Below are 23,222 nucleotides of genomic sequence, written 5' to 3'. Positions count from 1 at the left end.
CGACGCCCCGGGCGGACACGTCCCGTAGGTCACCGGATGACTTCGCGCGATAGGGGCGACCCGTCCCACCTGCCCCATCCGGCCCATGGATATCAACATTTCTGCACGGTCAACGAGTGCAACGTCACAGCTGGAGCCCCTGCTCCAGCTAACGGTCGTTCGCCTAGCCTGCTGCCATGACCGCCGAGTCCCCCGAACTCCCCCTGGCCGCAGCCTTCCCGGATGCCGACCGCGCACAGTGGCACCGCCTCGTCGAAGGTGTGCTGCGCAAATCGGGCGTCGCAGAAGCAACGGGCCCCGCCGCCGAGGACGCGCTCGCCACCGATCTCCAGGACGGCATCCGCGTCCGCCCGCTCTACACCGCCGAGGACGGTACGGCCGCCCTGGGCCACCCGGGCTTTCCGCCCTTCGTACGGGCCGGCCGGCCCGAGGGCACGACCGTCGCCGGGTGGGACGTACGCCAGCGCCATGTCCACACCGATCCCCAGCGGGCCAATGAATCGGTGCTGGCCGATCTGGAGAACGGCGTCACCTCGGTCTGGCTGACCGTCGGTGACGGCGGGGTGCCGGTGGCCGGGCTGGAGCAGGCGCTGCGGGGGGTCTATCTGGACCTGGCCGCGGTGGTGCTGGACGCGGGGGCCGATTTCGCGGCGGCCGCCGAGGAGTTGCTGCGGCTTTACACCGCGTCCGGTGCGCCGCTGCGTGAGGCGGCCGGCTGCCTGGGCGCCGACCCGCTCGGTCTGCTGGCCCGTACGGGTGATGACGCCAAGCTGCGCCTCCAGTTGGAGTCGGCCGCCCGGATGGCCGCACGCTGCGCCGCCGAGGCACCCGGTGTGCGCGCGCTGGCCGTCGACGCGCTGCCGTACCACGAGGCGGGCGGTTCGGCCGCCGAGGAGCTGGGCACCTCGCTGGCCACCGGCGTCGCCTATCTGCGGCAGCTGACCGGATCCGGCCTCGGCATCGACGACGCCTGCCGGCAGCTGGAGTTCCGCTATGCCGCCACCGCGGACCAGTTCCTGACGATCGCCAAGCTGCGGGCGGCCCGCCGGCTGTGGGCGCGGGTCGCCGAGGTGTGCGGGGCCTCCCCCGCCGCGTCCGCGCAGCGCCAGCACGCGGTCACCTCCACGGTGATGATGACCCGTCGGGACCCGTGGGTGAACATGCTGCGCACCACGGTCGCCGGTCTGTCCGCGGGCGTGGGGGGCGCCGACGCGGTGACGGTGCTGCCGTTCGACGCCGCGCTGGGCCTGCCCGACGCGTTCGCGCGGCGGATCGCCCGCAACACCCAGTCCGTGCTGCTGGAGGAGTCGCATCTGTCGAAGGTGATCGACCCGGCGGGCGGCTCCTGGTACGTGGAGAACCTCACCGATGAGCTGGCCCGGGCCGCCTGGGCGTGGTTCCAGGAGATCGAGGGGGCCGGCGGCCAGGCCGCGGCACTGCGCTCCGGGATGATCGCCGGCCGGCTGGCCGACACCTGGGAGCGCCGTTCCGAGGACCTCGCGCACCGGCGCGAACCGGTCACCGGTGTCAGCGAGTTCCCGCATCTCGCCGAGCCGCCGGTGCACCGCGAGCCGGCGCCCGCGCCGATCGGCGGAGGGCTGCCGCGGGTGCGCAGGGACGACGCCTTCGAGCAACTGCGGGCACGCTCCGATGCGCGGCTGGCGGCGAGCGGTGCCCGCCCCAAGGTCTTCCTCGCCGCGCTGGGCCCGGTCGCGACGCACACCGCGCGGGTGGCATTCGCCGCCAATCTGTTCCAGGCGGGCGGTATCGAGACGGTGGCCGAGCCGGCGCCGGTGGATGCCGAGTCGGTGGCCGAGGCGTTCGCGGCCAGTGGCGCGCGGATCGCCTGTCTGTGTGCGAGCGACGCGGTGTACGGCGAGCAGGCGGCGGCCGTGGCGGCCGCGCTGAAGTCGGCGGGTGCGCTGCGGGTGCATCTGGCCGGCAAGCCGGGCGAGCGGCGGGACGAATTCGCAGCGGCCGGTGTGGACTCCTACGTCTTCACGGGCTGCGACGCGGTCGAGGTGCTGTCCTCGGCCCTGGATGTCATGGAGGTGGCGTGATGGAGGAGACGACGCAGCAGACAGGCGCCGTCGGCGAAGCGCCGCACGGTTCCCCGGCGACCACGGGCGCCATCCCGGACTTCAGCACCGTCGAACTCGGCGGCCCGGTCACCGCGGACGCCGGCGAGGCCGGGGAGTGGGCCGCGGCCGTACAGCAGGCCACCGGCAAAGGCGTGGCGGACCTGACGTGGGAGACGCCGGAGGGCATCGACGTCAAGCCGCTGTACACCGAGGCGGACCTCGACGGGCTGGACTTCCTGGGGACCTACCCGGGCATCACGCCGTATCTGCGCGGCCCGTACCCGACGATGTACGTCAACCAGCCCTGGACGATCCGGCAGTACGCCGGTTTCTCCACGGCCGAGGAGTCCAACGCCTTCTACCGGCGCAATCTCGCGGCCGGCCAGAAGGGCCTGTCGGTCGCCTTCGACCTGCCCACGCACCGCGGCTACGACAGCGACCACCCGCGGGTGACCGGCGATGTCGGCATGGCGGGCGTCGCGATCGACTCGATCTATGACATGCGGCAGCTCTTCGAGGGCATCCCGCTGGACAAGATGACGGTGTCGATGACGATGAACGGCGCGGTACTGCCCGTTCTCGCCCTCTACATCGTGGCCGCCGAGGAACAGGGCGTACCGCCCGAGAAGCTGGCCGGGACCATTCAGAACGACATCCTCAAGGAGTTCATGGTCCGCAACACCTACATCTATCCGCCGCAGCCCTCGATGCGGATCATCTCCGACATCTTCGCGTACACCTCGCAGAAGATGCCGCGCTACAACTCCATCTCGATCTCCGGCTATCACATCCAGGAAGCGGGCGCGACGGCCGACCTGGAGCTGGCGTACACCCTGGCCGACGGGGTGGAGTACCTGCGCGCGGGCATCGAGGCGGGCATGGATGTGGACTCCTTCGCGCCGCGGCTGTCGTTCTTCTGGGCGATCGGCATGAACTTCTTCATGGAGATCGCCAAGCTGCGCGCGGCCCGGCTGCTGTGGGCGCGCCTGGTGCAGAAGTTCGACCCGAAAAACCCCAAGTCCCTGTCCCTGCGCACCCATTCGCAGACCTCGGGCTGGTCGCTGACCGCGCAGGACGTGTTCAACAACGTCACGCGTACGTGTGTGGAGGCGATGGCCGCCACCCAGGGGCACACCCAGTCCCTGCACACCAACGCCCTCGACGAGGCGCTGGCGCTGCCCACCGACTTCTCCGCCCGTATCGCCCGCAACACCCAGCTGTTCCTCCAGCAGGAGTCGGGCACCTGCCGGGTCATCGACCCGTGGGGCGGCAGCGCGTACGTCGAGAAGCTCACCCACGATCTGGCGCACCGGGCCTGGCAGCACATCGAGGAGGTCGAGGCGGCCGGCGGGATGGCCAAGGCCATCGACGCGGGCATCCCCAAGCTGCGCGTCGAGGAGGCCGCGGCGCGGACGCAGGCGCGGATCGACTCGGGGCGGCAGGCACTGATCGGCGTCAACAAGTACCGGGTGGAGACCGACGAGGAGATCGAGGTCCTCAAGGTCGACAACTCCTCGGTGCGCGCCCAGCAGATCGAGAAGCTGAAGCGGCTGCGCGCCGAGCGCGACGAGGAGGCCTGCCAGAAGGCGCTGCGCGCGCTGACCGCGGCGGCCGAGTCCGGTCCCGGCGAGGGGCTGGAGGGCAATCTGCTGGCGCTGGCGGTGGACGCGGCCCGCGCGATGGCGACGGTCGGCGAGATCTCGGACGCACTGGAGTCGGTCTACGGGCGGCACTCCGGCCAGATCCGTACGATCTCCGGTGTGTACCGAGACGAAGCGGGCCCCTCTTCCGGTGTGGAGCGCACCCGGTCGCTGGTGGCCGAGTTCGAGCGCGCCGAGGGGCGCCGGCCGCGCATCCTGGTGGCCAAGATGGGCCAGGACGGCCATGACCGCGGCCAGAAGGTGATCGCCACGGCCTTTGCCGATCTGGGCTTCGACGTCGATGTCGGCCCGCTGTTCCAGACGCCGGCGGAGGTGGCCCGCCAGGCGGTGGAGGCGGACGTCCATATCGTCGGGGTGTCGTCGCTGGCGGCCGGCCATCTGACGCTGGTGCCGGCGCTCAAGGAGGCGCTGGCGGCGGAGGACCGCGAGGACATCACGATCGTGGTGGGCGGGGTGATCCCGCCGGCGGACGTGCAGCCGCTGCGGGAGATGGGCGCCGCCGCGGTGTTCCTGCCCGGCACGGTCATCCCCGAGGCCGCGCACGATCTGGTGCGGGACCTGGCGTCGGTCCTCGGCCACGAGCTCTGAGCGGGGGGTCATGCCTGCGACGATCGATGTCGAACGGTACGCCGAGGGCGTCCGGGCGGGTTCCCGCGCCTGGATCGCCCGCGCCGTCACCCTGGTCGAGTCGACCCGCCCGGACCACCGGGCGGCGGCCCAGCGGCTGCTGATCGAGCTGCTGCCGTACTCCGGTTCGGCCCGCAGGGTGGGCATCAGCGGGGTGCCGGGCGTCGGCAAGTCGACCTTCATCGACGCGCTCGGCACGCTGCTGACCGGGATGGGACACCGGGTGGCGGTGCTCGCTGTCGACCCGTCCTCCAGCCGTACCGGCGGTTCCATCCTGGGCGACAAGACCAGGATGGAGCGGCTGGCGACCGACCCGGCGGCGTTCGTCCGGCCCTCCCCGACGTCCGGCACGCTGGGCGGGGTGGCCCGGGCCACCCGGGAGTCCATCGTGGTGATGGAGGCGGCGGGCTATGACGTGATCCTGGTGGAGACGGTCGGCGTCGGCCAGTCCGAGACCACCGTCGCCAACATGGTCGACACCTTTCTGCTGCTGACCCTGGCGCGCACCGGCGACCAGCTCCAGGGCATCAAGAAGGGTGTGCTGGAGCTGGCGGACCTGGTCTCCGTCAACAAGGCCGACGGTCCGCACGAGCGCGATGCCCGCTCGGCGGCCCGTGAACTGGCCGGTGCGCTGCGGCTGTTGCAGCCCTCCGACGCGGCCTGGACCCCGCCGGTGCTGACCTGTAGCGCGCGTGAGGGCACCGGTCTGAAGGGCGTCTGGGAGCGGATCGAGCAGCATCGCACCCTGCTGGAGTCCACCGGGGCACTGGCCGAGCGGCGCCGGGTCCAGCAGGTCGACTGGACCTGGTCGATGGTCCGCGAGCGGCTGATCGACCGCCTCCAGGAACACCCCGAGGTACGCCGGCTGGGCCCGGAGGTCGAACGCGCGGTACGCGACGGCGAACTCACCGCGACGCTGGCCGCCGAACGCCTGCTGGACGCCTTCGGCCTGGGGGACGGCGCGCCGGGCGAGGCCTAGGGGGTGTCCGCAGAGTCGGACACTCGGCGCAGGCACGACGCATTGGCCAGCGCGTCACGCGGATGCGGATGCGGATGCGGATGCGGATGCGGATGCGGATGCACCACGGCCCCTCCCGGTGCACGGCACGAGCCGCACACCGGGAGGGGCCGTAGACCGACCGGTCAGTCGACGAGGGCGAGCTCCCGCTCCTCCGATGACTCCTCCGCCGACTTCACGGCCGGCTTCTGCGCCGACGCGTCCGCCGACTGTTCGGCCTTGCGCCGTCCGAGCACTCCCGACAGTCCGATGAGCAGGCCGATCGCCGAGAGCACGGTGATCGTGAGCAGCGCCGGGGTGAAGCCGGCGAGCAGCGCGTCGGGGCCGGTCTTGCCTTCGCCTCCGGCGGTGAGCACCGCGGTGACGATGGCGAGCCCGATCGCGCCGCCGACCTGCGTCGAGGTGTTCAACAGACCGCCGGCCAGGCCCTGTTCATGGTCCGGGATCCCCGCGGTGGCCTGGATGTTGAAGGACGCGAAGGCCAGGGTGAACCCGATACCGAGCAGGATCATGCTGGGCAGCACACCGACGGCGTACGGGGCGTCCCGGTCGATGACGAGGAAGAGCACATAGCCGACGAGGTGAGCGAGGACGCCGCCCGCGATGGTGCGCGCGGTGCCGACCCGTTCGATCAGGGGATCCATCCGCGGCGAGCCGAAGGCGACGATCACCGCGGCGGGAAGGAAGCCCAGCGCGGTCTGGAGCGCCGACCACTGCAACACCGACTGGAAGTAGAGCATGACCACGAACTGGAAGCCGATGTAGCCGCCGAAGAACACGGATATGCCCAGGTTGGCCCGTGCCAGCGAGCCCGAGCGGAGGATGCCGAGCCGGACCAGCGGATGCGCACTGCGGCGCTCGATCACGAGGAAGGCGGCCAGCAGCACCGCGGCGATCGCGAACTGGATCAGCGTGCTCGGCGCGGCCCAGCCGGCCTCCGGCGCCTCCACGACGGTGTAGACGAGCAGCAGCATCGCGCCGACCGAGGTGATCGCGCCGGGGATGTCATAGCCGCCGGAGGCACGGGGACCGTCCTTGGGGAGCAGACGGTTGGCCGCGATCCACGCGATCACCGCGACCGGCACCGGCAGGAAGAACGTCCACCGCCAGCCCACCTGGGTCAGCAGACCGGAGAGCACCAGGCCGGCCGAGTAGCCGCTGGCCCCGAAGACGGAGAAGACGCCCAGCGCCTTGTTGCGCGCCGGCCCTTCGGCGAACGTGGTCGTGATGATGGACAGCGCGGCGGGCGCGGTGAACGCCGCCGCCATGCCCTTGAGTATGCGGGTGGCGATGAGCAGTGCTCCGTCGTCGACCAGACCGCCGAGCACGGAGGCCGCGGCGAACACGGCCACCGCGGTCAGGAACACCCGGCGGCGGCCGAGCAGGTCGGCGGCGCGTCCACCGAGCAGCAGCAGCCCGCCGTAGCTGAGGACATAGCCGCTGACGATCCACTGAAGCGCGCTGGTGGACAGCCCCAGGTCCGCCTGGATGGAGGGGAGCGCGACGCCCACCATCGAGACGTCGAGTGCGTCGAGGCCGATGACCAGGGAGACCGTGAGCAGAACTCCCCAGAGTCTGGCGTTCCACGTGGGTGTGGAGGCGGACAAGGGTGCGGAGGAAGTCATGCCGCGACTCTTGCATGCACGCACATCGAATGCAAGCGCATTTAATTTCCGTGCATCAAATGCTGGCGCATGTTAACCTGGGCTCCATGAAGGGTCGCCCGGAGCAGGAACTGGTCGAGGAGTGGCACGGGCTTCTCGCCCGCCATGCCGCCGTGCACAGCGCCCTGGAGCAGGAGTTGCAGGCGCAGCACGGCCTCAGCGTCAGCGAGTTCGAGGCACTCGAACTCCTCGCCTCCTCCGACCACGGCAAATGCCGCGGCCAGGACCTCACCGACGTGGTGCACCTGAGCCAGAGCGCCGCCTCCCGGCTGGTCGCCAGGCTGGAGCGAGGCGGCCTCGTCAATCGCGTCATGTGCGAGCTCGACCGCCGCGGCATCTTCGTCGTCATCACCGACGAAGGCCACCGGCGCTACGACGACGCCAAGCCGACCCACCGCTCCGTTCTCGCCCGGACCCTCCGCGGAGAAGACTGACCGTCCCGCGGTCGGCCGATGACGGGTCGCGGTCAGAGGTCTCCGTACGCGACGCCCGCCGGCCCTCCGGACTGCCGCACCCCCTGTGCCGGTACGCCATGGTGCGGCCGTCCGGCGAAGTGGGTGACGGCCAGTTCCCGGAAGCGGGCGGCAGCCGTGGTGAGGTAGCTGTCCTCGCGCCGGACCAGACTCAGGGTCCGTACGCAGTCGGGGGTGTCGAGATGCAGCCAGGAAATCGGCACGGACGCGAGGTCGGCGCGGGCCAGCGAAGGCATCAGACCGATACCGAGACCGGCCGCGACCAGGAAGTGGGTGGCGCCCGGTTCGTCGCCCTCGCAGGAGATCACCGGGCGGCGTCCGATCGCGGTGAACAGCCGCTCCAGCAGGGCCCGTTGCCAGTGTCCCGGCCGGGTGGTGATGAAGGGTTCCTCGGCGATCTCGGCGACCGTGACCCGTTCGCGGACGGCCAGCGGATGCCCGGCCGGGACCACGAGCAGCACTTCTTCGTGCAGCAGCCGCACCGCGCCCAGACCGGGCCCGGACAGCGGCTGCGAGGCGATGCAGAAGTCCACCTCCCGGGCCCGCAGCTGCTCCCGCATCACGTCGGGGGTGGACTGGAAGCAGCGGACGGTGACCCCGGGGTGGGCGGCGCGGTATCCCGCCAGCAGCTCGGTGAGCGGCAGCAGCGTCTCGGCGGCGACGGCCACCCCACCGTCGTCGAGTCCGGCCGCATCGGCCATCTCCCGGCGGGCGTCGTCGAGTTCGTCCAGCGCCCGCTCCACCCGGGTCAGGAACGCGGCGCCGTAGCGGTTGAGCCGGATGGCGCGACCGTGCCGGTCGAAGAGCGGCACGCCCAGTTCGGCCTCCAGCCGGGCGATGGTCCGGCTCACCGAGGGCTGCGCCACCCGTAGTTCCTCGGCGGCCCGGCTGATGTGCTCCCGGCGCGCGACCGCACGGAAGTAGCGCAGGGACAGCAGATCCATCGGCTTCTCGGGCCTTCCGCTCGGGCGACGGCGACCCGGGAATCGTCACACACGGCAGACCACGGCCCGCTCCGTGCGCGGGCCGCCGGGTGCCGTACGAGCGGTCTCAGCCGCGTACCGACATCGTCGCCCAGACCGTCTTCCCCGACCGGTCGGGGGGTGTCCAGCCCCAGGACTCGCTGAGCCGGTCGACGATATAGAGGCCGCGCCCGGATTCTGCCAGGGCGTCCGGGGTCCTGATGACGGGTGCGCCGGAGCCGGCGTCCGAGACCGCGCACAGCACCGTGGCCTCCTGCCGGGTCAGTGCCAGCCAGGCGTTGCAGAAGGGGGTGGGCGCCGCGGAGTCCTCGTCCTTAGCTCCGGGGTTCCGGTAGCCGTGCCGCAGGGCGTTGCTGACGAGTTCGGAGACGACCAGGACCGCGTCATCGGCGAGTCCGGCGCACACCTGCCAGCCTTCGAGGGTCGCCCGGGTGAACCGGCGGGCTTCCGGCACGGTGCGTGCGGTGGCGCTGAGGGCACAGGCGGCGAAGCCGTCGGGGGTGGGCATCCACCAGGCGTCCTCACACGGTTCCTCCCGAGGGGCGTGGTGCACGGTCTCTGCCGGATGTGTGGTCATCAACATCTCCGCGAAGGGGATTTCGGGGCTGGGCCGGACTGCCTCGGAGGGTTAATATCCTCGGCAGCCGTCACCCGGTGCAAGTGCATCTGCAATTACATCGGCAAGGACGGCGCCCCAGGGACTCGTTCACGCCAAGGTGATCGAAGGCTCGGTATCGGTCGGAGGAATGACCTCCAGTAAGGGAGCAGCTGTGATGGAGTCGGTGAGCAACGGCATACGGGCCACCAGCATCGAAGGCGCCGTCTGGCGCAAGAGCCGCCGCAGCAACCCCAGTGGCAACTGTGTTGAACTGGCGGTTCTTTCGGACGGCGGAGTGGCGGTGCGTAACTCCCGGTTCGCCTCGGGTCCGGCGCTCGTCTACACCCGCGAGGAGATGGTGGCGTTCGTCCAGGGCGCCAAGGACGGCGACTTCGACGATCTCATCGCCTAGGACCGACGCGGACGCCGCCACGAATGGCGCATATGTCGACTGGATAGTCACCCCGGCTGTACGCACACCGGGGGCGATGGGACACTGGGCGTTCGTCCGACCACTCAGGGGAGTCAGCATGAGCGAGCGCCGGATGGGGGTTCGCCCGGCCGGAGGTCGGGGGACCGTTGAAGGGTGCGAGCCGCGCGCAGGCGAGGCCGAACGAAGAGAGGTTTCGGCATGAACGCCGCGCAGCCGAGCAGCGGCCCGTCCCTGCGCCGCTATCTCGACCACCCTCGGGGCGGCCCGACCGTCCTGCGCATCGTGCTGGGCACCCAGCTGCGCCGGCTGCGGGAAGCGGCGGGCATCACCCGGGAGGCCGCCGGGGACGCCATCCGCGGCTCGCACGCCAAGATCAGCCGTCTGGAGCTCGGCCGGGTGAGCTGCAAGGAGCGGGATGTCGCCGATCTGCTGACGCTCTACAACGTCACGGACGAGGCGGTCCGCGCCGACTTCCTCAACCTGGCCCGCCGGACCAGCAGCCCCGGTTGGTGGCATCAGTACGGCGATGTGCTGCCCGGCTGGTTCGAGACGCATATCGGCCTCGAAGAGGCCGCCTCGGTGATCCGCACCTACGAAGTCCAGTTCGTACCGGGCCTGTTGCAGACCGCCGACTATGCCCGTGCGGTGGCACAGCTCGGTCATCCGCGGTCCTCACCCGAGGAGATCGAGCGCCGGGTGCAGTTGCGGGTTCAGCGTCAGGATCTGCTGACCGTCCCGGACGCGCCGCGGGTGTGGGCAGTGATCGACGAGGCGTCCCTGCGCCGCCCGCTCGGCGGGCCGGAGGTGATGGCGGACCAGCTCAGACATCTGCTGAAGATGACCGAACTGCCGAATGTGACGCTACAGATCGCGCCGTTCAGTCTCGGTGGACTCGCGGCGGCCGGTGGTCCGATCACGATCCTGCGGTTCCTGGAGCCGGATCTGCCGGACATCGTCTATCTGGAACAGCTCACCAGCGCGCTCTATCTGGACAAGCGCGATGATGTGGACCACTACCTCGCGGTGATGGACCGGCTCAGCGCCCAGTCCGAGTCGCCGCGCGAGTCCGTGGCGATCCTGGAGCGGCTGCTCAAGCAGGAGGGCTGATCCACACGGTCCCGGCGGAGCGGGGCGGGGCACCCACTGGGATGCCCCGTCCCGCTTCCGCTTTGCGGGGTGCCCGCGCTACGGCTTGCGAGCGACGCCGCCGTACTCGATCCACTCCTGAGTGAGCTGCCTGGGGCCGATGTCCGTGTCCGGCTTCCAGGTGGAGACCTCCACCAGGCCCGGCTCCTGGACCTCCAGCCCGTCCAGGAATCCGGCCAGTTCATGCGCCTGACGTACCCGGCCCCACTGGCCGTGGGTGCTGACCCGCATGAACTCGGTGACGAAGTCGCGGGTCGCGGCGTCCTCGCTGACCAGCTGGCACACCACCAGGAAGCTGCCGGGTGCCAGCCGGTCGGCGACCCGCTTGATCAGACCCGCCGGGTCGTCGGCGTCCGGTATGCAGTGGAGCACGGAGACGAACAGCGCGGCGACGGGCTGGTCGAAGTCGATGAGCCGCTCGACCTCGGGGCTGCTGAAGATGCCGTCGGTGTCGCGCATATCCGCCTGGATGACCGCGGTGTTGGCGTTCTCCTCCAGCAGGGCGCGGCCGTGCGCCAGCACGATGGGGTCGTTGTCGACGTAGACCACACGGGACTGCGGGTCGACCTGCTGGGCGACCTGGTGGACGTTGTCCTGGGTCGGCAGACCTGATCCGTGGTCGATGAACTGCCGGATGCCGTGTTCACGCGCCAGCCAGCGGACCACCCGCTGGAGAAAACGCCGGTTGTTGATCGCCAGCACCTGGGTGCTCGGGACGACCTTGCTCAGCTCGTCGCAGGCCTCGCGGTCGACGGCGTAGTTGTCCTTGCCACCGAGGTAGTAGTCGTACATCCGCGCCACACTCGGGATGCTGACGTCGACGGCGCTGGACTGCGGTCGCGTCTCTTGGCTCATTCCACACTTTCCCGTCGCTTCGACAGCCATCAGCCAGGGGGCAGCGGCCGATCGTTGCGTGATTGTACGACCACGCCCCGCAGTCCCCAACATACCTAGCGGAGGGCGGTTGTTGCAGACGAGCGACCGTGTTCCTGATGAGCGTTGGCGATATGACGGTGCCTCATGAGCTGTGGACCGAAAGGCCGTTCGATGCCGGGGTACGGGCCGCCACCACGCCACTCACGGGCGGCGGCCCGTTCCATATCCCCGGCGACACCCGACGCCGGGCACGCCCCCCGCGCGGTCCGGGCCCGGCCCAGGAACACACACCCGGGCCCCACCGCGTCCGCTCCGCCTCGGCCGGCACCCGAGCAACAGCCGTTGCGGAATGGGGCGTTGCGTGAGATCGCCTACCACCGTCATCCCGCTTTACACCTGTCGATCACGACGCCGATCCGCGACGCCCTCCCCCGGCAAGCTGACGCCCACGTAAACTTACTCGCCAGTAAGGTGGGGGTAAGGTGGCACGAATGAGCGACATACGCAGGCGACGCCTCCCCCGGCCGGTCCGGGAGCAGCTGATCATCGACGCGGCGATCGGGGTCTTCGCCAAGCGCGGCTACCACGCCTCCTCGGTCGACGAGATCGCTGAACTCGCCGGAATCACCAAGCCAATGATCTATCTGTACCTCGACTCCAAGGAAGGACTGTTCCTCGCCTGCCTGCGCCGCGAGACCGAGCGCCTGGTGACCGCGTTCCGGGCCGCCGCGGGCCCCGCGCCCTCCCCCGAGCTGCGGCTGCGGGCGGGGCTGCTGGCGTTCTTCACCTTCGTCACCGATCACCCGGACAGCTGGGTGGTGCTGCACCGCCAGGCGTCGGAGCTGAGCCCGGCGATCGCCGCGGAGCTGGCGCAGAGCCGGCAGGCGGTGCTGACCGAGGTCTCCGGGATCGTCCGGACCTGCAGCACGGAGGGCGCCGGGCCCGCCTGTGCCGAGGACGAGGCCGACTTCGTGGCGTACACCCTGGTCGGGGCGGCGGACTCGCTCACCGACTGGATGGTGCTGCACCCCGACGAGCACCCGGAGCGGATCACCGTGCGGCTGATGAACATGGTGTGGGTGGGGATGCGCAATGTCCTCGACGGGGAGGTCTGGACGACGCCGGCCGGGGAGGGGTAGGCCCCGGACAGGCCCAGGGGCGCCCGCCGCCTCGCCGTCCGTAGTGGTGGGCGCCCCGGCCCGGTGGGTAGAAGGGACGGATGACCATGAACAAGAGTGAGCTGACGCCCCGTCCGGAAATCCCGCCCACCGCCGAGGAGATGGTGCTGGCCAACCAGGCGAACTGGGACGCCCGCACCCCGATCCATGTGGCCAGCGAGTTCTACGGGCTGGACGGCTCCCGTACCGCCGAGGACTGGTTCGCGCCCTTCGAGTGGACGGATCTCGGCGAGCTGACCGGGCGGGACGTGCTGCATCTTCAGTGCCATCTGGGCACCGAGACGGCCGCCTTCGCGGAGCGGGGCGCGCGCACGGTGGGGCTCGACTTCTCGGCGGCAGCGGTCACGGAGGCGCGGCGGCTCGCCGAGGAGGCCGGCCGGAACATGGAGTTCGTCCAGGCGGATGTGCACCGGGCCCCCGAGGCGCTCGGTTCACGGCGCTTCGATGTGATCTACACCGGCAAGGGGGCGCTGTGCTACCTGCCGGATCTGACCGCCTGGGCGGGGATCGTCAGCTCACTGCTCCGGCCCGGCGGGACGTTCTATCTGGTCGAGTTCCATCCGATGCTGGACTCCCTGGGGCCGGCCGGCGGCCCGGACCAGCAGGAACTCCGGCTCCGGAACGACTACTTAGGGGGCCGGGGTCCCCTCAGGAGCGATACGCCGTGCACCTACACCGATGGCCCGCCGGTGCAGGGAGCCACCACGAGCTATGAGTGGCGGCACGGCCTCGGGGAGGTCATCTCCGCCGTGGTCGCCGCGGGGCTGACCGTCCAACTCGTACGGGAGACCGAGCTGCTGCCCTGGAAGCGGTTCGACTCGATGGTGCCGGGCGAGAACGGCTGGTGGCGCCTGCCGCCGTCGGAGCCGATCGTTCCGCTGCTGTACGCCCTGCGGGCGGTCAAGAACTGAGGCCGTAGCGGCGGCCGGTGGCGGGAGATGTGCCGTGCTCATCCGGTGGTTCGAAGCTTCGGACCACCGGATGAGCACGGCCCGGGGCATGCCCTAACCGGCAGTGGGCGGAGCGGTGGCCTCCGTGAGACTTCGGCGGTATGACAACCCGGGGCGACCGCAGAGCTCGCTCTCCCCGACGACGGTGAACCCCGAGCGGGCCAGCACGGCCCGTGACGGCGCGTTGTCGAGTGTGGTCGCGGCACGCAGGGTGGTCAGCCCGTAGTCGGTGGCGGCCAGGTCGCACAGCTTCCGTACGGCCCGGGTGGCCAGCCCCCGGCCGGTGGCACGCTCGGCGATCCGGTACCCGAGTTCGGCAGCGCCCTCCGCGACATCCAAGAGGTTGACCCGCCCCAGCACCTCGTCGTCGGCGCCGACCAGGACGTGGAAGTAACAGACACCGGCCGCCTGTTCGGCGAGCAGGGCACGGTGCCGTTCGTCGAAGCGGACGAAGTAGTCATCGCCTCGGTCGGGGACGGAGGCGGCGAAGTAGGCCCGGTTCTCCTGCTCGAAGGCGAGCAGCGCGGGGGCGTGGCCTGGGCGGAGCAGCTGTATCTCGGGCATGAACAGGAATATAGGCAACCCGGCCGTCGCCCGGTTCCTGTTTCGTGGCAGCTGCGGCAGGCGCCTCAGTCCGCCGGCCCGTGGAACCGGCGGTGGGTCAGCGCCCACCAGACCTCGGCCAGATCGGCCGGGTCACGGAGGTTGGTGCCGGTGATCTCCTCGAAGCGCCGCAGGCGGTTGCGCAGGGTGTTGGGGTGGACATAGAGGGTCCGCGCGGCAGCGTCCAGGCGCAGGCCCTGTCGTAGGTAGGCGGCCGCGGCCTCCGCCAACTGGACGCCGTCCTCGCCCCGTTCGTCCAGCGGGGCCAGGCGGAGCCGTACGAGCTGTTCCCCGACGGCCGGCAGCGCCACGATCGCGGCCCGCAGCCCCAGCTCCTCGCGGGTGTACGCGCCGACCAGCCCGAATCCGGCGGCGGCCCGCAACGCCTGGGTGGCCCGGGTGAATTCGGCGGCGACCCCGGAGGCCGGCGCCGGGGCGCCGAGTCCCAGGATCAGGCTGCGGCACAGCCCGGCCGGGCGCCCGACCAGCAGTCCCGCCACGTCCCCGTCCACGGTCGTGACCAGCGGGCGTCCCGCCTCGTCCAGGGCGAGCCAGGGACGCAGCAGAGCGACGGTCCGGTGGAACGCGCGGTCGCCGGGGCCGGCGTGGCCCGCCGCGGCGGGGGCACCGCCCGGTTCGCCGGGCGGGGAGACGTCGGGCAGCCGCGCACGGAAGGGGAGGCGGAGGGCGCTGTGTTCGTAGGAGCCGTCCACGGCCTCCGCGTCATCGGCGTGGCCCTCGGGCCGGTATCCGTCTGCCGGACCGTCACCGGCGGACCCGGCGGACCCGGCGCCCCAGGCACCGGGGGACTTGTCCCACCGTGCCTCGCCGAGCAGCAGGGCGCGGACCATGGCCGCATGCCGGCCCTCCGCCGTCGGGTCGCCCCCCTGGACGCCGACCCGGCAGCTGCGCACGATCCGCAGGGTGTTGGCGTCGACCCAGGCACGCAGGGTCTCGGCGATCGGGAGCAGGTCCTCGGCGGTCCCGCCCCGGGCCGTCATCTCCTCGCCGAACCGCCGCCAGACGATGTCCGTGCCGATCCGGTAGGCCGAGATGACGTCCTCGACGGGCAAGGAGCGGGCCAGGGAGGTCACCTCGTCGAGATGCGTCTCCGGGATGCCGTACGCGGGGCCGTCGCCGCGGCCGGCGCCTCGCGTGCTCCGCCGCTCCTCGGCCCACCGCTGCACCATCGAGAGGCCGTTGCGCAGCGACGCCAGCACCCTCAGCCGGAGCCGGTCCGGCGACACCGCGGCGTAGGACGGGAGTTGGGACCGCAGGCCGTCGATGACCTCGTCGGTGAGCGCGTCGATTCCGGCGTGCAGCGCGGCGGCGGACTCCGGCACCGTTGTGGATGTCTCCACCCGTCCCCTCCCGACTCGGTGTCTTTCCCCATGGCGAAAGCGATCATTCGTCGCCATGCTACGAGGAAGCCGCCCGAACCCCTACAGATGTTCGAACTTGGACGACTTTCCCCAGCCGTCCGGACTCGTCCCGGCGTTCGGCGCCCGGCCCCGCTGTTCCTCCCCGTCACCCCCCGCATCATCAAGGAATCCCATGGCTGTTTCCTGGCGTCGTATCGCGGTGCCCGCCGCCGCGGTCGGCGTACTCGTCCCCGCCGCCATCGGCACCCACGCGCTCCTCTCGGGTCCCGACAAGCCGCGCACGTCCTCGGCCGGGATGCCGGCCGCCGGGCCGACGGCGCCCGGTGCCGTGCCGGACGATGCCCAGGCCACCGGCCCGGAAGGCGGGGCCGCGGTCGCCAGGCCGTCCGACGCGCCCAGCCCGTCCGGCAATTCGGTCTCCGTACAGCTCTCGTCGTACGACGCGCACCGCAAGCAGGCGGAGCTCAAGCCGTCCGCCGGCAAGACCGTACGGTCCGGGGATGTGGTCGCCGCCGCGCCCAACCGGCACGCCCCTTCGGGCGCGCTGTTCAAGGTCCGCAAGGTCACCGGCACCCACGACGGCAAGGTCCGGGTGACCACCGCCCCCGCCACGCTCTCGGAGCTGCTCGGCGATCAGAACGTGGACCAGCGCACGGCGTTGCGGCCCGGCGAGATCTCGGTCAAGCCGCTCTCCTCGGGTGTCACCGTCCAGAAGCGCCCCGGTGCGGACAGCGGCGGCACGGCCACGCCGTCCGGCGAGCCGGGCACTCCGTCCGGCAGCCCGGACGCCACCGCCTCCGGCTCCCCGAGCCCCTCGGCGTCCGACTCCGCCGGGGCCCGCACCCAACTCGTGCCCTCCGGTACGCGCCCGTCCCCCGCCTCCTCCGACAGCACGCTGCCGCCCGAGGCCCGGAAGGCACTCACCACTCTGCGGCTGGGGCTCAATGTGCCGCTGCCCAAGGGCGTGCAGGCGACTCCGAAGTCTCCTGCCCGGCTGTCCGGCGAGGTGTCGTTCCGGCCCGAGCTGATCTTCCAGTACGAGAAGCGCGGCGGGCTGAACCTGCTGCCGCAGCGGGCCGCCATCGGCCTCGGCGGCTCCTACGGCTATGGCTGGCAGGTGCACGGCAAGGTGCGGGGCGCCGCGGACACCGGACAGGTCGCGGTGCCGATCGCGGCGGTCACCGGACGGCACGTCTTCTGGGTGGGCCCGGTTCCCGTCGTGGTCAGCACCGAGGTCACCTTCACCTACCGCTTCAACGCGGACGGCCGCATCGTGCTCGACGCCGACCAGCGCACCTCCGGTTCGTTCGCGGTAGGCGCGAAGTACGACCGCAGCAATGGTTGGAAGCCGCTGCACGAGGCGCGGCAGCAGACCAAGGGCGCGGCGCCGCGGGTCGAGGGCGCGGCCTCCGCGACGGCCCGTATCGGGGCGCGCGCCGAGGTGTTCCTGTACGACACGGCGGGCGTCGGCGGTGAGCTGTCCGTCCACCTCACCGGGCGGGCCGCGGGCGCGACCGATGGCGGCGCCCCGGCGTGGGCGCTCAGCGCGGGCTACGACCTGAAGACCGAGCTGATGCTGCAACTGAAGATCTTCGGTATCCAGATCGCCGATCTGCGGACCACGCCGTTCGCCCTGCACGACGAGCGCAAGCTCTTCGGCCGGGGGAAGCTGCCTGCCGCCTGATCCCGCAGCGAAACGGCTACCGGCGCCCCCAGGGACACCTGTCCCCGGGGGCGCCGTGCGTGGTGTACGGCGGCCGACCCGGCACGGTCACCCTGCCGTCGTCACCCCAGCCGCCGGTACACCGAGCACAGCAGTTGGTCCTTGGCCGGGCCGCCGACCCGCCACTCCAGCTGCCATGCGTCCGGCCCGACGGCGGTGAAGGTCCCCTCGTACCGGTCCGCGGCACAGGGGTGGACGGCGGTCCACCGGCCGGTCCTGAGGTCGAGGTCGTGGAAGGGCCGGCCGTCGGCGAAGTCGACCGCGGCGGTGCCGTCCGGACGGGGCCGCAGGCGCAGTGTGCGGCTCACGGGACGCACCGTCCCGCCCCACGTCAGCTGCCCCTCCTCGTGGTGCAGCAGCGCCTCGCCCGTCGCGTCGGGCCGGAACTCGGCGGTGCCGCGGAAGCTGCCCTGGGCGCCGTTCCGCAGGTCGTCCACAGTGCGCTCGATGCTCCAGCGGCCGGAGAGGTAGGCCGCGACATCGGGCACGGGGTGCGGCCCCGTGGCCGTCCCTTCTTGCTCCCGCCCCGGCTTCCGCTCCCGGCTCAGCTCGCTGCCCATCCGTCCATTGTCCCGTCCGCCGCACGGGTCACTCCGTCGGCCCCGGCCGGTACCGCTCCCCCGGCCCCTCGTACGGTGCGGAGCCGCACCGCCCGTCTTACTCTCGGTTCAGTGATCGTCACCGAGGTCCGCACGGCGGGCCGACCGGCGGCCTGACGCCGTCGGCGAGGCGGCCGGACCCTGCCGCGGCCGCCCCGTACGAGCCCGGAGACCGGAGGCACCAGCATGCCGGAGCTGTTCATCGGCGGTCAGTGGACCGCAGCGGCCGACGGGCAGGTGCGCGAGATCCGCTGCCCCGCGGACGGCACGCTGGTCGCGACCGTGGACGAGGGCGGGCCGAAGGACGCGGCGGCTGCGGTCTCCGCCGCCCGCACGGCCTTCGACGACGGGTCCTGGCCGCGCACCCCGGCGGCCGAGCGCGGCCGGCTGGTGCTGCGCGTCGCCGAGCTGCTGGAGCGCGACCGGGACGTGCTGGCGAAGGCCGAGTCGCTGGACACCGGCAAGCGGCTGGTCGAGAGCGGCTACGACATGGACGACATCGCCAACTGCTTCCGCCACTTCGGCAACCTCGGCGCGGCCGGGGGCACCGACCGGGTGGTGGACGCCGGTGCCGCGGAGATCGCCAGCACGGTGTGCCACGAGCCGGTCGGCGTCTGCGCGCTGATCACCCCGTGGAACTACCCGCTGCTCCAGACCGCCTGGAAGGTCGCCCCCTGCCTGGTCGCGGGCAACACCTTCGTCCTGAAGCCCAGTGAGCTGACCCCGCACACCGCCGTCCACCTCATGCGGCTGCTGGCCGAGGCCGGGCTGCCCGACGGCGCCGCCAATCTGGTGCTGGGCACCGGCCCGGCCGTGGGCGCACTGCTGACCGAGGACCCGCGGGTGGACATGGTGTCGTTCACCGGCGGGCTGCTCACCGGCCGGCGGATCATGGCCGCGGCGGCCCCGACGGTGAAGAAGATCGCGCTGGAGCTGGGCGGCAAGAACCCGAACATCGTCTTCGCGGACGCCGATTTCGACACCGCCGTCGACTACGCCCTGATGGCCGTCTTTCTGCACTCCGGGCAGGTCTGCTCGGCGGGGGCCCGGCTGCTCGTCCAGGAGGAGCTGCACGATGCCTTCGTCGACGAACTGGTCTCCCGCGCCCAGCGGATCCGGCTCGGCGGACCGTTCGACGAACATGCCCGTACCGGCCCGCTGATCTCGGCCGCGCACCGCGCGAAGGTCGAGGCGTATGTGGCGGCCGGGCTGGAAGAGGGTGCCGTACTGCTCTGCGGCGGCTCCCCGCCGGACGATCCGTCGCTGTCGAACGGCTTCTACTATCTGCCGACCGTGCTGGACGAGTGCACCCCGGACATGTCCGTCGTCCGGGACGAGAGCTTCGGCCCGGTGCTGACCGTCGAGCGGTTCCGCGACGAGGACGAGGCGGTCTCGCTCGCCAACGACACGGTGTACGGTCTGGCCGGGGCGGTGTGGACGCAGGACAGCGAGCGGGCCCACCGGGTCGCCGCACGGCTGCGCGCGGGCACGGTGTGGATCAACGACTTCCATCCGTATGTGCCACAAGCGGAGTGGGGCGGGATGAAGCAGTCCGGCGTGGGCCGCGAGCTGGGGCCGGCGGGGCTGGCCGAGTACCAGGAGGCCAAGCACGTCTGGCGCAACACCGCACCACGGCCGCAGAGGTGGTTCGAGTGACCGGCCCCGAGTCCCCCCGTCCCGGCACCCGGGCCGACGGCTCGCACGACGACGACTCGCTCACCGAGCTCGGCTACAAGCCGGAACTCAAGCGCACTCTGGGCAACTTCCACACCTTCGCCGCCGGCATCAGCTATATCTCCATCCTGACCGGCACCTTCCAGCTGTTCTACTTCGGTATCGCCCACGGCGGACCGGCGTACTGGTGGTCCTGGCCGATGGTCTTCGCCGGCCAGCTGATGGTGGCGCTGTGCTTCTGTGAACTGGCCGCCCGCTATCCGGTGGCCGGCTCGGTCTACAACTGGGCCAAGAAGCTCGGCGGTCCGCACATCGGCTGGCTCGGCGGCTGGATGATGCTGACCGCGACCATGGTCTCGCTGTCCGCGGTGGCGCTGGCCTATCAGGTGACGCTGCCGCAGATCTCGTCGTGGTTCCAGTTCGTCGGCGACGGCACCGGGAAGTCCGCGGCCGAGAACGCCGTCCTGCTGGGCACCGTGCTGATCGCGTTCACCACACTGGTCAACGCCTTCGGCGTCAAACTCATGGCGCGGATCAACTCCGCGGGCGTGGCGATCGAGCTGATCGCCGCCATCGTCCTGATCCTGCTGCTCGCGGCGCATGTCGCCCGCGGCCCCGACGTCGTGACCGACACCTTCGGTCTGGGCGCGGGCGAGAACCTCGGCTACTTCGGTGCGTTCCTGACCGCGTCGCTGGCCTCGGCCTATGTCATGTACGGCTTCGACACCGCCTCGTCACTCGGCGAGGAGTCCAAGGACCCCGGCCGCAACGCCCCCCGCGCGATCCTCCGGGCGCTGATCGCGTCCTTCCTCATCGGTGGTCTGATCCTGCTGTTCGCCCTGATGTCCGTGCCCGATCTCCAGGCCGAACAGCTGAAGGTGGACGGCCTCCAGTACGTGGTGCTCTCCACGCTCGGCTCGACCATCGGGCAGATCGTGCTCTGGTGTGTGGTCATCGCGATCACCGTGTGCGAACTGGCGGTGCACACCGCCGGCATCCGCCTCGCGTTCGCGATGGCCCGGGACAACAACCTCCCGGCCGCCTCCCTGCTCGCCAAGGTCAGCCCGCGTTTCCAGACGCCGGTGCTGCCGGCCGTCATCATCGGTCTGGTGGCGATCGGCATCCTCGTCATCAACGTCAACCAGCCGCAGATCTTCTCGGTGATCACCAGTATCGCGATCATCATGATCTATCTGGCCTATCTGTCGGTCACCCTGCCGATGCTGATCCAGCGGCTGCGCGGCAACTGGACCCCGGCCAAGGGCAAGTTCTCGCTCGGCAAATTCGGCATCCCGGTGAACATCCTGGCGGTGTGCTGGGGCATCGCGATGTCCCTGAACCTCGCCTGGCCGCGCGCCGCGGTCTACAACGCGACCGGCCCGCAGCACTGGTATCTGCGCTGGGGCGCCTTCCTGTTCATCGGCGTCGTGGCGCTCGGCGGCTTCGCCTACTACTGGTTCGTCCAGCGCAAGAAGACGGGCGTCCTCGCCATGCACGCCGCCGTCCACCCGGACCGCGGCACCCCGGGCGACACCGGCAACCCCACCCCCTGATCTGGAGACGGCACGATGTCCCAAGAGGCTCCTGTGGACGAGTTCGACTATGTCGTGGTCGGCGGCGGCACGGCCGGCGCCGTCGTGGCGGCCCGGCTCAGCGAGGATCCGGCGGTCACCGTCTGCCTGCTGGAGGCCGGCCCGTCCGATGTCGGCGACGAGAACGTGCTGCGCCTGGACCGCTGGATGGGGCTGCTGGAGTCCGGCTACGACTGGGACTATCCGGTCGAGCCGCAGGAGAACGGCAACAGCTTCCTGCGGCACGCCCGCGCCAAGGTGTTGGGCGGCTGCTCCTCGCACAACTCCTGTATCGCCTTCTGGACCCCGGCCGAGGATCTCGACGAGTGGGCCGCGATGGGCTGTACGGGCTGGAGCGCGGCCGACTGCTTCCCGCTCTTCCAACGGCTGGAGAACAACGACGGCCCGGGAGACCACCACGGCCACGACGGCCCGGTCGTCCTGCGCACCGTCCCGCCCCATGACCCGTGCGGAGTGGCCCTCCTGGAGGCCTGCACGGCGGCCGGCATTCCGACCGCCGCCTTCAACACCGGCAAGACCGTCATCCGGGGAGCCAACTGGTTCCAGATCAACTGCCGCCCCGACGGCACCCGTTCCTCGGCCTCGGTGTCCTATCTGCACCCCGTCATGGGCACCCGCAAGAACCTCGACGTACGCACCGGCCTCCAGGCCAGGCGCCTGAACTTCGACTCCGCACGGCACTGCACCGGCGTGGACTACCTCGCCCCCGACCTGATCCACACCCGCACCGTCAACGCCCGCCGCGAGACCGTCGTCTCCTGCGGCTCCATCGACTCCCCCAAGCTCCTGATGCTCTCCGGCATCGGCCCGGCCACCCATCTGCGCGCCACCGGCATCGAGCCGATCGTGGACTCCCCCGGCGTCGGCTCCAACCTCCAGGACCACCCGGAGGGCGTGATCATGTGGGACGCCAAGCAGCCCATGGTCCGCTCCTCCACCCAGTGGTGGGAGATCGGCATCTTCGCCGACACGGAGCCGGGTCTGGACCGCCCGGACCTGATGTTCCACTACGGCCAGGTGCCCTTCGACATGAACACCTACCGCCGCGGCTACCCCACCTCGGAGAACGCCTTCTGCCTCACCCCGAACGTCACCCGCGCCCGCTCCCTGGGCACCGTACGGCTGCGCACCCGCGACTTCCGTGACAAGCCCAAGGTCGACCCGCGCTACTTCACCGACGAGCACGACATCCGCGTCATGACCCACGGGCTCCGGCTCGCCCGGGAGATCGTCGCCCAGCCCGCGATGGCCGACTGGGCGGGCACCGAACTCGCCCCGGGCCCCTCCGCCCGCTCCGACGCCGAGCTCCTCGACTACATCCGCACCACCCACAACACCGTCTACCACCCCGCCTGCACGGTCCGGATGGGCGCCACCGACGACCAGGCCACCCCGCTCGACCCCCAGCTGCGGGTCAAGGGCGTCACGGGTCTGCGGGTGGCCGACGGTTCGGTGATGCCGTTCCTGCCGGCCGTGAATCCGTGCATCACGACGATGATGATCGGGGAGAAGTGCGCGGACCTGATGCGGAGCGCATGACCGGGGCACACAAAAGACCTACGAGGTGGGCTCCCTTCGCCGGCATTGTCCGGATCAGGTGCTTGGGGGTCGCCGTCCGGTCTTACGACCTTTCAGCCTCTCAGCCCGACCTTTCCTCTTGTCCTCGGCGAGAGCCAGAGCTCCCTTCCCCGAGGCCAGTCCGGTCGAACTCCCTCGCTCGCCCCGTAGGCCGGTCTTCAGGATACTCCCAAACAAAGGGTATGGAACAGGCAATTTGGACATCTCTTGCCCCGCTCCCCGGAAATGCAGAAAACCCCTGCTCAGCAGGGGTTTTCGTTGGTGTCCGAGGGGGGACTTGAACCCCCACGCCCGATAAAGGGCACTAGCACCTCAAGCTAGCGCGTCTGCCATTCCGCCACCCGGACTAGGTGTGATCTTCACGGGGCGTTCCCCGCGGCGAC

At 71.0% G+C, this 23,222-nt stretch carries 19 protein-coding genes and 1 tRNA gene; 12 read left to right on the top strand and 8 right to left on the bottom strand.

The window, feature by feature from the left end:
- Nucleotides 1-176 precede the first annotated feature (176 nt).
- Genes CP981_RS32080 through meaB form a run of 3 tightly spaced genes read left to right on the top strand, consistent with a single transcriptional unit; the run spans nt 177 to nt 5,348 of the window.
- Nucleotides 177-2,060, top strand: a complete 1,884-nt coding sequence (locus CP981_RS32080) for a methylmalonyl-CoA mutase subunit beta (RefSeq protein WP_085922601.1) — start codon at nt 177-179, stop codon at nt 2,058-2,060.
- Complete coding sequence (gene scpA, locus CP981_RS32075) at nt 2,060-4,330, top strand: methylmalonyl-CoA mutase (RefSeq protein ID WP_244329880.1); 2,271 nt, start codon at nt 2,060-2,062, stop codon at nt 4,328-4,330. Before CP981_RS32080 ends, scpA begins: the two co-directional genes overlap by 1 nt.
- A 10-nt stretch (nt 4,331-4,340) precedes the next feature.
- Nucleotides 4,341-5,348 (top strand): methylmalonyl Co-A mutase-associated GTPase MeaB, encoded by a 1,008-nt coding sequence (meaB, locus tag CP981_RS32070; protein WP_085922602.1) that lies wholly within the window; start codon nt 4,341-4,343, stop codon nt 5,346-5,348.
- A 164-nt stretch (nt 5,349-5,512) separates the two neighbouring features.
- On the opposite strand, the gene CP981_RS32065 is transcribed toward meaB, so the two are convergent.
- Complete coding sequence (locus CP981_RS32065) at nt 5,513-7,012, bottom strand: MFS transporter (protein ID WP_085922603.1); 1,500 nt, start codon at nt 7,010-7,012, stop codon at nt 5,513-5,515.
- An 86-nt stretch (nt 7,013-7,098) separates the two neighbouring features.
- On the opposite strand from CP981_RS32065, the gene CP981_RS32060 reads away from it, so the two are divergent.
- Nucleotides 7,099-7,485, top strand: coding sequence for a MarR family winged helix-turn-helix transcriptional regulator (locus CP981_RS32060; RefSeq protein WP_085922771.1), 387 nt, complete (start codon nt 7,099-7,101; stop codon nt 7,483-7,485).
- A gap of 32 nt (nt 7,486-7,517) precedes the next feature.
- On the opposite strand, the gene CP981_RS32055 is transcribed toward CP981_RS32060, so the two are convergent.
- Nucleotides 7,518-8,468: a LysR family transcriptional regulator gene (locus CP981_RS32055; protein ID WP_244329879.1), complete on the bottom strand. Its 951-nt coding sequence runs from the start codon at nt 8,466-8,468 to the stop codon at nt 7,518-7,520.
- A gap of 106 nt (nt 8,469-8,574) precedes the next feature.
- Nucleotides 8,575-9,084, bottom strand: coding sequence for an ATP-binding protein (locus CP981_RS32050; protein WP_085922604.1), 510 nt, complete (start codon nt 9,082-9,084; stop codon nt 8,575-8,577).
- 196 nt (nt 9,085-9,280) lie between these two features.
- On the opposite strand from CP981_RS32050, the gene CP981_RS32045 reads away from it, so the two are divergent.
- Nucleotides 9,281-9,517: a DUF397 domain-containing protein gene (locus tag CP981_RS32045; RefSeq protein WP_085922605.1), complete on the top strand. Its 237-nt coding sequence runs from the start codon at nt 9,281-9,283 to the stop codon at nt 9,515-9,517.
- Between the two features lie 219 nt (nt 9,518-9,736).
- On the top strand, nt 9,737-10,645 hold the full coding sequence (locus tag CP981_RS32040; RefSeq protein ID WP_150522381.1) for a helix-turn-helix domain-containing protein: 909 nt from the start codon (nt 9,737-9,739) through the stop codon (nt 10,643-10,645).
- A gap of 78 nt (nt 10,646-10,723) precedes the next feature.
- On the opposite strand, the gene CP981_RS32035 is transcribed toward CP981_RS32040, so the two are convergent.
- Nucleotides 10,724-11,539 carry an SAM-dependent methyltransferase gene (locus tag CP981_RS32035; RefSeq protein WP_085922606.1) on the bottom strand — a complete coding sequence of 272 codons (816 nt, stop codon included), beginning with the start codon at nt 11,537-11,539 and terminating at the stop codon, nt 10,724-10,726.
- Between the two features lie 512 nt (nt 11,540-12,051).
- Between CP981_RS32035 and CP981_RS32030 the strand changes: the two genes are divergently transcribed.
- Both CP981_RS32030 and CP981_RS32025 read left to right on the top strand, forming a co-directional pair.
- Nucleotides 12,052-12,699, top strand: coding sequence for a TetR/AcrR family transcriptional regulator (locus CP981_RS32030; protein WP_085922607.1), 648 nt, complete (start codon nt 12,052-12,054; stop codon nt 12,697-12,699).
- A gap of 80 nt (nt 12,700-12,779) precedes the next feature.
- Nucleotides 12,780-13,649: a class I SAM-dependent methyltransferase gene (locus tag CP981_RS32025; RefSeq protein WP_085922608.1), complete on the top strand. Its 870-nt coding sequence runs from the start codon at nt 12,780-12,782 to the stop codon at nt 13,647-13,649.
- Nucleotides 13,650-13,742: 93 nt separating this feature from the next.
- On the opposite strand, the gene CP981_RS32020 is transcribed toward CP981_RS32025, so the two are convergent.
- Nucleotides 13,743-14,252, bottom strand: coding sequence for a GNAT family N-acetyltransferase (locus CP981_RS32020; RefSeq protein WP_085922609.1), 510 nt, complete (start codon nt 14,250-14,252; stop codon nt 13,743-13,745).
- Nucleotides 14,253-14,317: 65 nt separating this feature from the next.
- On the bottom strand, nt 14,318-15,652 hold the full coding sequence (locus tag CP981_RS32015; protein ID WP_244329878.1) for a helix-turn-helix domain-containing protein: 1,335 nt from the start codon (nt 15,650-15,652) through the stop codon (nt 14,318-14,320).
- A gap of 193 nt (nt 15,653-15,845) precedes the next feature.
- Between CP981_RS32015 and CP981_RS32010 the strand changes: the two genes are divergently transcribed.
- Nucleotides 15,846-17,357, top strand: a complete 1,512-nt coding sequence (locus CP981_RS32010; RefSeq protein WP_085922611.1) for a hypothetical protein — start codon at nt 15,846-15,848, stop codon at nt 17,355-17,357.
- A 101-nt stretch (nt 17,358-17,458) separates the two neighbouring features.
- On the opposite strand, the gene CP981_RS32005 is transcribed toward CP981_RS32010, so the two are convergent.
- Entirely contained in the window at nt 17,459-17,956 is a 498-nt protein-coding gene (locus CP981_RS32005) for a DUF6314 family protein (RefSeq protein ID WP_085922612.1), read from the bottom strand.
- Between the two features lie 225 nt (nt 17,957-18,181).
- Between CP981_RS32005 and CP981_RS32000 the strand changes: the two genes are divergently transcribed.
- The 3 genes from CP981_RS32000 to CP981_RS31990 are packed head-to-tail and all read left to right on the top strand — an operon-like array spanning nt 18,182 to nt 22,800.
- Nucleotides 18,182-19,651 carry an aldehyde dehydrogenase family protein gene (locus CP981_RS32000; RefSeq protein ID WP_085922613.1) on the top strand — a complete coding sequence of 490 codons (1,470 nt, stop codon included), beginning with the start codon at nt 18,182-18,184 and terminating at the stop codon, nt 19,649-19,651.
- Nucleotides 19,639-21,222, top strand: coding sequence for an APC family permease (locus CP981_RS31995; protein ID WP_425282179.1), 1,584 nt, complete (start codon nt 19,639-19,641; stop codon nt 21,220-21,222). Before CP981_RS32000 ends, CP981_RS31995 begins: the two co-directional genes overlap by 13 nt.
- Nucleotides 21,223-21,237: 15 nt before the next feature.
- Complete coding sequence (locus CP981_RS31990; RefSeq protein WP_085922615.1) at nt 21,238-22,800, top strand: GMC family oxidoreductase; 1,563 nt, start codon at nt 21,238-21,240, stop codon at nt 22,798-22,800.
- A gap of 298 nt (nt 22,801-23,098) precedes the next feature.
- Here CP981_RS31990 and CP981_RS31985 read toward each other — a convergent pair.
- Nucleotides 23,099-23,186: transfer RNA gene (locus CP981_RS31985), tRNA-Leu, on the bottom strand.
- Between the last annotated feature and the right edge of the window lie 36 nt (nt 23,187-23,222).

It is taken from the genome of Streptomyces platensis, assembly GCF_008704855.1.
Lineage (GTDB): Bacteria > Actinomycetota > Actinomycetes > Streptomycetales > Streptomycetaceae > Streptomyces > Streptomyces platensis.
The sequence above is the reverse complement of the archived record's forward strand: the minus strand, read 5'-3'. Positions and strand labels throughout refer to the sequence as shown.

Excerpts from the sequence above, each read along its gene's own strand:
- CP981_RS32080 (WP_085922601.1), top strand. The coding sequence starts at position 177 with ATGACCGCCGAGTCCCCCGAACTCCCCCTGGCCGCAGCCTTCCCGGAT.
- scpA (WP_244329880.1), top strand. The coding sequence starts at position 2,060 with ATGGAGGAGACGACGCAGCAGACAGGCGCCGTCGGCGAAGCGCCGCAC.
- meaB (WP_085922602.1), top strand. The coding sequence starts at position 4,341 with ATGCCTGCGACGATCGATGTCGAACGGTACGCCGAGGGCGTCCGGGCG.
- CP981_RS32065 (WP_085922603.1), bottom strand. The coding sequence starts at position 7,012 with ATGACTTCCTCCGCACCCTTGTCCGCCTCCACACCCACGTGGAACGCC.
- CP981_RS32060 (WP_085922771.1), top strand. The coding sequence starts at position 7,099 with ATGAAGGGTCGCCCGGAGCAGGAACTGGTCGAGGAGTGGCACGGGCTT.
- CP981_RS32055 (WP_244329879.1), bottom strand. The coding sequence starts at position 8,468 with ATGGATCTGCTGTCCCTGCGCTACTTCCGTGCGGTCGCGCGCCGGGAG.
- CP981_RS32050 (WP_085922604.1), bottom strand. The coding sequence starts at position 9,084 with ATGACCACACATCCGGCAGAGACCGTGCACCACGCCCCTCGGGAGGAA.
- CP981_RS32045 (WP_085922605.1), top strand. The coding sequence starts at position 9,281 with ATGGAGTCGGTGAGCAACGGCATACGGGCCACCAGCATCGAAGGCGCC.
- CP981_RS32040 (WP_150522381.1), top strand. The coding sequence starts at position 9,737 with ATGAACGCCGCGCAGCCGAGCAGCGGCCCGTCCCTGCGCCGCTATCTC.
- CP981_RS32035 (WP_085922606.1), bottom strand. The coding sequence starts at position 11,539 with ATGAGCCAAGAGACGCGACCGCAGTCCAGCGCCGTCGACGTCAGCATC.
- CP981_RS32030 (WP_085922607.1), top strand. The coding sequence starts at position 12,052 with ATGAGCGACATACGCAGGCGACGCCTCCCCCGGCCGGTCCGGGAGCAG.
- CP981_RS32025 (WP_085922608.1), top strand. The coding sequence starts at position 12,780 with ATGACCATGAACAAGAGTGAGCTGACGCCCCGTCCGGAAATCCCGCCC.
- CP981_RS32020 (WP_085922609.1), bottom strand. The coding sequence starts at position 14,252 with ATGCCCGAGATACAGCTGCTCCGCCCAGGCCACGCCCCCGCGCTGCTC.
- CP981_RS32010 (WP_085922611.1), top strand. The coding sequence starts at position 15,846 with ATGGCTGTTTCCTGGCGTCGTATCGCGGTGCCCGCCGCCGCGGTCGGC.
- CP981_RS32005 (WP_085922612.1), bottom strand. The coding sequence starts at position 17,956 with ATGGGCAGCGAGCTGAGCCGGGAGCGGAAGCCGGGGCGGGAGCAAGAA.
- CP981_RS32000 (WP_085922613.1), top strand. The coding sequence starts at position 18,182 with ATGCCGGAGCTGTTCATCGGCGGTCAGTGGACCGCAGCGGCCGACGGG.
- CP981_RS31990 (WP_085922615.1), top strand. The coding sequence starts at position 21,238 with ATGTCCCAAGAGGCTCCTGTGGACGAGTTCGACTATGTCGTGGTCGGC.